Annotated in this window: 9 protein-coding genes; 2 read left to right on the top strand and 7 right to left on the bottom strand. The window is 71.3% G+C overall.

The window, feature by feature from the left end; translation table 11 throughout:
- Window positions 1–340: hypothetical protein (locus tag VFZ70_00970; GenBank protein ID HEX6254358.1), on the top strand; the 340-nt coding region annotated here is incomplete at its 5' end.
- An 83-nt stretch (window positions 341–423) separates the two neighbouring features.
- Here the strand turns inward: VFZ70_00970 and VFZ70_00965 are convergent.
- From VFZ70_00965 to VFZ70_00935, 7 genes are all read right to left on the bottom strand, one after another.
- A complete protein-coding gene (locus VFZ70_00965) occupies window positions 424–1,290 on the bottom strand; it encodes an aldehyde dehydrogenase family protein (GenBank protein HEX6254357.1) in 867 nt (288 codons plus the stop codon).
- A complete protein-coding gene (locus VFZ70_00960) occupies window positions 1,287–1,520 on the bottom strand; it encodes a hypothetical protein (GenBank protein ID HEX6254356.1) in 234 nt (77 codons plus the stop codon). The genes VFZ70_00965 and VFZ70_00960 overlap by 4 nt, the downstream gene beginning before the upstream one ends.
- A gap of 63 nt (window positions 1,521–1,583) precedes the next feature.
- A complete protein-coding gene (locus tag VFZ70_00955; GenBank protein HEX6254355.1) occupies window positions 1,584–2,741 on the bottom strand; it encodes a hypothetical protein in 1,158 nt (385 codons plus the stop codon).
- On the bottom strand, window positions 2,738–3,286 hold the full coding sequence (locus VFZ70_00950) for a sigma-70 family RNA polymerase sigma factor (GenBank protein HEX6254354.1): 549 nt from the start codon (window positions 3,284–3,286) through the stop codon (window positions 2,738–2,740). The genes VFZ70_00955 and VFZ70_00950 overlap by 4 nt, the downstream gene beginning before the upstream one ends.
- Before the next feature lie 115 nt (window positions 3,287–3,401).
- A complete protein-coding gene (locus VFZ70_00945; GenBank protein ID HEX6254353.1) occupies window positions 3,402–4,841 on the bottom strand; it encodes an aldehyde dehydrogenase family protein in 1,440 nt (479 codons plus the stop codon).
- Between the two features lie 83 nt (window positions 4,842–4,924).
- Window positions 4,925–5,866 carry a deoxyribose-phosphate aldolase gene (gene deoC, locus VFZ70_00940; GenBank protein HEX6254352.1) on the bottom strand — a complete coding sequence of 314 codons (942 nt, stop codon included), beginning with the start codon at window positions 5,864–5,866 and terminating at the stop codon, window positions 4,925–4,927.
- A 13-nt stretch (window positions 5,867–5,879) separates the two neighbouring features.
- Window positions 5,880–7,097 carry a DUF2332 domain-containing protein gene (locus tag VFZ70_00935; protein ID HEX6254351.1) on the bottom strand — a complete coding sequence of 406 codons (1,218 nt, stop codon included), beginning with the start codon at window positions 7,095–7,097 and terminating at the stop codon, window positions 5,880–5,882.
- On the opposite strand from VFZ70_00935, the gene VFZ70_00930 reads away from it, so the two are divergent.
- On the top strand, window positions 7,096–8,568 hold the full coding sequence (locus VFZ70_00930) for a fused MFS/spermidine synthase (protein ID HEX6254350.1): 1,473 nt from the start codon (window positions 7,096–7,098) through the stop codon (window positions 8,566–8,568). The genes VFZ70_00935 and VFZ70_00930 overlap by 2 nt on opposite strands.
- Window positions 8,569–8,683: the final 115 nt, after the last annotated feature.

Here is an 8,683-nt window from a genome sequence, read left to right as displayed (position 1 = left end):
CATGATCCCGGCGATCGTCGCCCAGCTCGCGACGCTGACGAAGGACACGTCGCTCGGCTTCGTCATCGGCTACGAGGAGGCACTGCGGCGCGCGGGCTCACTGGCCCAGGCGCCGCCGAGCAACCAGCTCCAGGCGTTCGTGCTCGCCGGGATCCTCTACTTCATCGTGATCTTCGCGCTCGCACGGATCGCGCGTCGGCTGGAGGTCCGGTCACGTAAGCGCTACGGCGCGGGCAAGATGGAGGCCGGCGCAGGTCTCGAGGACATCGAGGTGCTCGGCGAGGAGGCCGACGAGGACGAGCTGGCCGAGCGCGCACGGGCAGGGGCCGTCAGCGGCTGACCTCGATGGCGCGGCGGCGATGCGGCGCGCCCGGTGTGGGGATGCCACACGCGCTCTACGGTGAGATCGTCCCACCGGTCGGATCAGATGCCGACCGGATGCCAGACCGTCTTGATCTCCAGCGGGGCCAGCAGGCGTCCGGTGCCGGGGTCGGCCGTCCAGTCGGGCTCCTCCGCGGGCGAAGGAAGGACCCGTTTGACGTTCTCGGCCGCGGCACGCTCGAGCTCACCGCGCTGGTCGGAGGCCACGCCCGTCAGGTCGAGCGCGTTGACGTCCATGTGCGCAGCGAGGACGGGCGCGAGCTCCTCGGTGTGTCCGGTCAACAGATTCACGACACCGCCGGGGAGATCCGACGTGGCCAGCACCTCGGCGAGGCTGATCGCGGGCAGTGGCCGCTCGTGACTGGCCACGACGACGGTGGTGTTGCCCGTGACGATCACCGGCGCGACGACGCTGACCAGGCCGAGCAGACTCGACGCCTGCGGCGCAATGATCGCGACCACGCCGGTGGGCTCGGGGACGCTGAAGTTGAAGTAGGGGCCGGCCACCGGGTTCGCAGCGCCGGCGACCTGACTGACCTTGTCCGCCCATCCCGCGTACCAGACCCAACGGTCGACGACCGCCGCGCCGACCCGCGTCGCGTCCGAGGCGTCGAGCCCTTCTGATCGTGCGACCTCGTCTGCGAACTGTGCGCTGCGACCCTCGAGCATCTCAGCGACGCGGTACAGGATCTGCGCCCGGTTGTAGGCCGTGCGCCCCGACCAGCCGCCGAACGCCTTGCGAGCCGCGACCACAGCATCGCGGACATCCTTGCGGGATGCGCGCGAAGCATTGGCCAGGAACTCTCCCGAGGCTGACGTCACCTCGTAGCTGCGTCCGGATTCCGAGCGGGGAAAGGCGCCGCCGACGTACAGCTTGTACGTCTTGCGCACCGCCAACCTGTCGCTCATGAGCGCGGCGCCGTGCTCTCGGCGCCGAGGTCGTCGGGCGTGATCGGCACCCCGTCGAGCGTCAGCTGACGTACGGCCAGGTGGTCGATCTGCAGATCGGCGATCGCGACTCGCCGCATGGCGGCCTGCCCGATCGCGAGCCGGCCGATGACCAGCGCTCCCACCGCCCCCGCGCCGACCGCGACCGCGCCGGTCGCCAGTGCACCCAGAGCCTTGCGTGTTACCGCCATGTCACACCCGATCCTCTCGTCACGCCCGATGCTACGGCAGCCAAGCGGATCCGGCGTACGGGCCTACGGGTCGACGGGTACGACGTCGTCGAGCTGGTCGAAGCCGGGGCGGACGAACGCCGCCGTCATGCATCGTCCGGGATCGGCGTCCGACGTCGTGCAGAAGTCCTCCAATGAGGCGACGCGCCGCGTGTCGGGAGCGACGATGTCGGGCACGTCGGCGCCGACCAGCGGTGCCACGGCGGTCCGAAACACCACGTCCAACTCTTCACCGGTCAGTTCGGCATCGAATGTGCGCCGCTGCCACAACGTCACCTCCCGGATGCTTCCGGATGCGGGATCGATCGCGACATCGGCCTGTAGGCCCCGTGGCTGCCCACCGGCTCCGCCCGGCAGCGTCAGCATGGCCACGGCAAGCGGCCCTTCGTTGCCACGCTCGGGTGTGACCAGATGGATCAGCCCGTCGTCGGAGGGCGCCGCCTCGACGAAGCGCAGCGCAGCCACCGCGTCCATGAGTCTCTCGCGGTCCAACAGTCGGCCACGTGTGCGCCCGTCGCTCGTGGTCCGACCACGAGGGCCATCGAGACCCTCGTGGCGAGTGATCTCGGTCCATTCTCCGCCGCCGTCCATCCGGGCGAACACCTGGCCGTCCACACCTCGCATGAGGAGCGGCGGCGCGCCGGCATCCGGCACCGGTCGTTGCGACCAGTCGCCGTCACGATCTGCTTCCCGGTACCTCGCCACGTGCGGAGACCCGAGCTGTTCGCGTGTGACAACGCTGACATCGACGGGACGCGCCGTGCGCCACAGCTCCGTCGACCACCGCAGACCGCTGTCGTCGAGCGTCGCGCGCGTGCGTTCGACCGCCGCGTCGAGCAGACGGCGCGGATCCTCGATCGCCCCTCCCGCGGGGTCGACCGGATCATCGTCGATGGGCGAGATCACGCCGGTGTCTCCGGTGAGACGCTGGGCGATCACGCCACCGAGGACGATCGCGCCCACCACGAGCACCGCGGCGACGACCGCCACTGCCCACCGGCGCGGGCGCACACTGGGCGGTGCGGCCGGGCCCTTGACCGGATCGATGGGATCGACCCCCATGTCGATGCGGCGGTCGATCTCCGCGCGCACCTCAGTGGATGGGCCGGCCGCCTCGTCGACGGTGATCGGCCATGCCGCGGCGACGCGGGCGTCGAGGTCGGTGCGTGCACCTCTGGTCACGAGCCGCTCCTCTCAGTGGTCACGTCGGCGGTCGGGTGCACGGTGGACGTGTCTGCGAGCAGCGCACGCAACCGACCACGGGCGCGGTGCAGCCGCACGCGGGCTGTGACCGGCCGGCACCCCAGCACCTGCGCGATCTGCGATGGTGACAGCTCCTCGACGGCCGCCAGCTGGATCACTTCCCTGTCAGCGTCCGACAGCGCCGCCAGCGCCCGCCGCATCGCCCGGATCTCACCCTGCACGCGGGTCGGAGCCTCGGCGACCGACGGCGGTTCGGTCCGCAGCCGCTCGACGAGCGCGTCGGACCGGCGACCGGAGCGCCGCTGGTTGCGCCGGACGTTGCGCGCGACGGCGAGCAGCCACGGCACCGGGTCATCGGTCGGGATCTCGGGTAGCCGCCGCCACGCGACGACGAAGACGTCCGCGACGAGGTCGTCGGCGTCCGCCGGCGAAGCACCGCCGCGCACCGCGTAGGCCCAGATCCGCCGATGAGCGGCCGCAAACAGCTCAGAGAATGCTCTGTGCTCCTGTTCGCCCGTCGCCACCGGTTCCTCCCGTCGTGTGGCTTCGGTCAGTACTGTCCGGCAGTCACTCCAGCGTTACAGCGCTCGCCCGCTGAGCGGACACGCCTTCGGTCCCCGCCCCGTCCCACCGACGCGGTCACGCCGCCAGGTACGGCGCCAGACCGTGGCGGCCACCCTCGCGGCCGAAGCCCGACTCCTTGTAGCCGCCGAAGGGGCTCGTCGGGTCGAACCTGTTGAAGGTGTTGGCCCAGACGACGCCGGCGCGGAGACGCTCTGCCGCCCACAGGATGCGACTGCCCTTCTCGGTCCACACGCCGGCCGACAAGCCGTAGGGGGTGTTGTTGGCCTTCGTGATCGCCTCGTCCGGGGTCCGGAAGGTCAGCACGGAGAGCACTGGCCCGAAGATCTCCTCCCGGGCGATGCGGTGCGACTGGCTGACGCCGGTGAACACGGTCGGCGCGAACCAGTAGCCGCGATCCGGCAGGTCGCACTGGGGCTGCCAGCGCTGCGCGCCCTGGGCCTCGCCGCTGTCGGTCAGCTCGACGATGCGCGCCAGCTGCTCGGCCGAGTTGATCGCCCCGAGGTCGGTGTTCTTGTCCAGCGGATCGCCGACCCGCAGCGTCCCCAGCCGCCGCTTGAGCCGGTCCATCACCGATTCGAGCACCGATTCCTGCACGAGCAGGCGCGATCCCGCACAGCAGACGTGCCCCTGGTTGAAGAAGATGCCGTTGACGATGCCCTCGACCGCCTGGTCGATCGGCGCGTCGTCGAAGATGACGTTGGCGGCCTTGCCACCGAGCTCGAGGGTCAGGCGCGTCGGCCGACCGGCGACGGCCCGCTGGATCTGCTTGCCGACCGCCGTCGACCCGGTGAAGGCGATCTTGTCGACGCCGTCGTGGTCGACGAGTGCCTGACCGGTGTCGCCCGCCCCCGTGACGATGTTGACGACACCGGGCGGCAGATCGATCTCCTGGAGGATCTCGGCGAGCAGCAACGCCGTCAGCGGCGTGGTCTCGGCGGGCTTGAGCACGCACGTGTTGCCGGTCGCGAGTGCGGGTGCCAGCTTCCACGCCGCCATCAGCAACGGGAAGTTCCACGGGATGATCTGACCCGCCACACCCACCGGTCGCGGGTCCGGCCCGAACCCCGCATGCTCGAGCTTGTCGGCCCACCCGGCGTACGAGAAGAAGTGGGCGGCGGCCGTCGGAACGTCGACGTCGCGCGACTCCTTGATCGGCTTGCCGTTGTCGAGCGTCTCGAGCACGGCGATCTCGCGCGCCCGCTCCTGGATCACCCGCGCAAGGCGGTACAGGTACTTCGCCCGCTCGGCGCCCGACATCGGGCCCCACACATCCATCTGCGCGCGACGGGCGGCCGACACGGCGCGGTCGACGTCCGCGGCACCGGCCGCGCTGACGGCCGCCAGCACCTCCTCGGTGGCGGGGTTGACCGTCTTGAACATCTCGCCGTCGATCGGCTCGACGAACTCGCCGTCGATGAACAGGCCGTACTCGCTGCGCAGATCGACGATCTCCCGCGACTCGGGCGCCGGCGCGTACTGCCACACGTCGGTCATCGGTGGTCCTTTCGCTCGGCCGGCCGGTCGACGACCGTGAGTACCGGTGCGCCGCCGGGCAACGCGGCGTTGCCGTGCACGGATCAGTCGATCGTGAAGTAGTCGGGGCCCGCGTAGGCGCCCGTGCGCTGCTTGACGCGCTGCATCAGCAGATCGTTGAGCAGGCTCGACGCGCCGATGCGGAACAGGTCCGGGGTCAGCCACTCCGGTCCGGCGATCTCGTTGACCAGCACGAGGTAGCGGATGGCGTCCTTGGTGGTGCGGATGCCGCCGGCAGCTTTCACGCCGACCCGACGGTCGAGCATCGGCAACGCGTCGCGGACGGCTTCGAGCATCACCAGCACCACCGGGCGCGTCGACGCCGGAGCGATCTTGCCGGTCGAGGTCTTGATGAAGTCGGCGCCCGAGAGGATCGCCAGCCACGACGCCCTGCGGACGTTGTCGAGCGTCGCCAGTTCCCCGGTCTCGAGGATCACCTTCAGGTGGGCGTCACCGCAGGCCTGCTTCGTGGCCACGATCTCCTCGGCGACGGCGCCGTAGCGGCCCGCCAGGAAGGCGCCCCGGTCGATGACCATGTCGATCTCGTGCGCCCCGGCGGCCACGGCGGCCTTCGTGTCGGCGAGCTTGACGTCCAGCGACGCACGCCCCGACGGGAATGCCGTCGCGACGGACGCCACGCGCACATCACGTCCGGCCGTGTGCTCGACGGCTACGGGCACCATGTCCGGATACACGCAGACCGCGGCCACCGGCGGAACGCCGTCGTCGGTCGGATCCGGGCGCAATGCCTTCGCACACAGTGCACGCACCTTGCCCGGTGTGTCGGCACCTTCGAGCGTGGTCAGGTCGGTCACGCCGATCGCGAGGTCGATCGCCCACAGCTTCGCGTCACGCTTGATGGACCGGGTCGCCAGGGCCGCGGCGCGGCCTTCGGCACCCACCTGGTCGACGCCTGGAAGACCGTGCAGGAACCGTCGCAGTGCGGCGTCCGATCCCGTGACGTCCGGCAGCGGCAGAGTCGTCATCGTGCTGTGCAGGCTACCCGCGCGGCGGGAGCTTGTCGTCAGCGGCCCACACCACGTCGGCTCCGTGTGCGCCACAGCGGGCGAGCTGGATCGTGGCCCCACCCGGCCACATCGTCAGCTCGACGCCGTGGTGGCGCAGCCGGCTGACCGGTTCGACGCGCAGCCACGCCAACGGGCGATCCGGCGTGGCCCGCTCACCCGCCTCCGCCACCGTCGCGACGAAGGCGGCGCGCATGTGGGCCGGCACGTACTCGAGCACCACGGAGTGGTAGAGCACCGTCGCCACACCCGACGGCGGCTCCGCCAGTTGGTCGCGGGCCCACACGTCGAGCATCGCCTGATCCACTGCCGCCGGGACCTCCTCGGCCAGCGCGAGCGCCCCACGCAGGCGTTGGTGCCGTTCATGCTGGTCGGCCCAGACCGACGCGGTCAGCGCCAGCCGTCCCTCGGCGGTCAGCGGATCGACCGGGTCGCGGTCGCATCCCCGGCGGTCGGTGACCGGCAGCCGGTCGGGCACCCACGGCGGCGGCGTCCGCCAGTGGCCCGAGAGGTCCACCGGACTCGCCGGGTCTCCCATCGTGACACCCGCGCCGCCGATGAGGAACCGGTCGCAGCGCAGGTTCAGTCCCGCGCTCGCGCCCACCTCGCGCAGCCGGAGGGGCATCCCGGTGGCGCGAACGACGGTGAGCAGCCCGACGGCGATCGCGGCGGCGCGCCCGACCTCGTTGGTCTGGCACGGGCGTGCCACATCCGCCGAGATCCGGCCGCCATGCTCGACCAGCGCCGCGCGGAAGGCCTCCCAGGCGCCATCGGGTCCGCCGGACCCACCGACGCTCGGGTAGAACATCGCCAGCCACGGTGCGCCTCGCTGCAGCACGAGCCGGTGCACGGCAGCCATGAACCGCAACGCCAGCGCATCACCGCGGGCCGGAGCGGCATGGTCGCGCAGCACCTGCCACACCGGTCCCTCGGCGGCGCAGTCGGCGGCGGCACGCTCCAGCAGGTGCGCGTACAGCGGCGAACCCATCTCGGCACACGACCGTGCCTGCGTGTGCAACTGCGCGGCCGTGGCCCGGCGCACGGCGTCGGCGTCTCCCACCCGCGTTCCCTTCGTCGGCGGTCCTTCGTCACCGCGCGCCTCGGGCCGGCCGCCGACGTTGCCGCCCCGCCCGCCTCCGCCCCGGAGGTCGCGCGCTGCCGTGCCGTCGCAGCCCGGCATACTGTCGGCCATGCCGGCCCTTCTCGCGTCCGCCATCGTCTTCGCCACGTCCGCGGGCGTGTTGATGCTCGAGATCCTCGCAGGTCGACTGCTGGCGCCGTACGTCGGCGTGACCCTGGAGACCTACACGGGCGTGATCGGCGTCGTGCTGGCGGGCATCGCCCTCGGCGCCTGGTGGGGTGGCCGACAGGCGGACGCCCGCGACCCACGGACGATGCTCGGCCCGGTGATCGCGTTCGGCGGCCTGCTGGCACTGGCCTGTCTTCCCCTCATCCGGCTGTTCGGCCCCGCGCTGGCCGGACGCAGCCCGGTGTCGATCGTGACGCTCGCGCTGCTGGGCTTCTTCGCACCGGCCACCGTGCTGTCCGCCGTGACGCCGATGGTGGTCAAGATCCAGCTCGAGAGCCTGCGCGAGACCGGACGGACCGTCGGACGGCTGTCGGCCATCAGCACCGCCGGCGCCCTGTTCGGCACGTTCGTGACCGGATTCGTGCTGCTCGCAGCCTTCCCCACACCGCCGATCGTCGTGGCGCTGGGCAGCGGGATCGTCGCCGGCGGTGTCGGACTGTGGGCCTGGCTGCCACGACAGGAGTCCGGATCGCCGACCGCGACCATGATGGGTGCCGTGGGGCTGGCGGCCGTCGGCCTGCTGCTGGGCACACCGTGCGAGCACGAGACCGCCTACTTCTGCGCGACCGTCCTCGCGGACGAGGAGGTCGACAGCGGTCGGCTGCTGATCCTCGACACGCTGCGCCACAGCTACGTCGACCTGGACGATCCGACACATCTGGAGTTCAGCTACGCGCGCAACGTGGTCGATGTCGTCGACGCCACGCTGCCACCGGGCGCACTCGACGCGGTGCACATCGGCGGTGGCGGGTTCACGCTGCCGCGCTACCTGGAGGCCACGCGTCCCGGCAGCGAGAGCCTGGTGCTGGAGCTCGACCCGGAACTCGTGCGGCTCGCACGCGACGAACTGGGGCTGCGCACGGACCCCAAGCTCCAGGTGCGCACGGGCGACGCGCGTCTGGGTCTGGAGAACGTACCGGACGACTCCCAGGATCTGGTGATCGGCGACGCGTTCGGTGGCCTCGCCGTCCCGTGGCATCTGACGACGGCCGAGTTCGCCGCCGAGATCCACCGCGTGTTGCGCCCCGGTGGGGTCTACGTGCTGAACATGATCGACCATCCGCCGCTGGCGTTCGCACGGGCCGAGGCGGCGACGCTCGGCGACGTGTTCGACGCGACCGCCGTGATCGCTCCGCCCGAACGGCTCGCCGGCGACGTGGGCGGCAACTTCGTGATGGTCGGTACTGACGCCGTCGATGCAATGGCGATCCAGCGCCAACTCGACGCCCGCGGCGAGGGTGAACAGGTGATCACCGGCGCGTCGCTCGACGCCTTCATCGGCGACGCACCGGTGCTGACCGACGCGTACGCGCCGGTCGACCAGTTGCTGGAACCGCAGCCCGCCGCGGGCTGAGCAGCCGGGGTCGTGGACGGCGTCAGACGCCTGCTGGACGTCGCCAGGCTCGGCCAGAACGTCACCGTGCGTCCGTCGAGCACCTCGGGCGGTGTGCGATCCTGACGGGAGCACG

This window comes from Euzebyales bacterium (assembly GCA_036374135.1).
In the GTDB taxonomy this organism is placed as follows: Bacteria; Actinomycetota; Nitriliruptoria; order Euzebyales; family JAHELV01; genus JAHELV01.
The sequence above is the reverse complement of the archived record's forward strand: the minus strand, read 5'-3'. Positions and strand labels throughout refer to the sequence as shown.

Coding starts and splice junctions, on each gene's coding strand:
- VFZ70_00935 (HEX6254351.1), bottom strand. CDS start 7,097: ATGGCCGACAGTATGCCGGGCTGCGACGGCACGGCAGCGCGCGACCTC.
- VFZ70_00930 (HEX6254350.1), top strand. CDS start 7,096: ATGCCGGCCCTTCTCGCGTCCGCCATCGTCTTCGCCACGTCCGCGGGC.
- VFZ70_00945 (HEX6254353.1), bottom strand. CDS start 4,841: ATGACCGACGTGTGGCAGTACGCGCCGGCGCCCGAGTCGCGGGAGATC.
- VFZ70_00965 (HEX6254357.1), bottom strand. CDS start 1,290: ATGAGCGACAGGTTGGCGGTGCGCAAGACGTACAAGCTGTACGTCGGC.
- VFZ70_00960 (HEX6254356.1), bottom strand. CDS start 1,520: ATGGCGGTAACACGCAAGGCTCTGGGTGCACTGGCGACCGGCGCGGTC.
- deoC (HEX6254352.1), bottom strand. CDS start 5,866: ATGACGACTCTGCCGCTGCCGGACGTCACGGGATCGGACGCCGCACTG.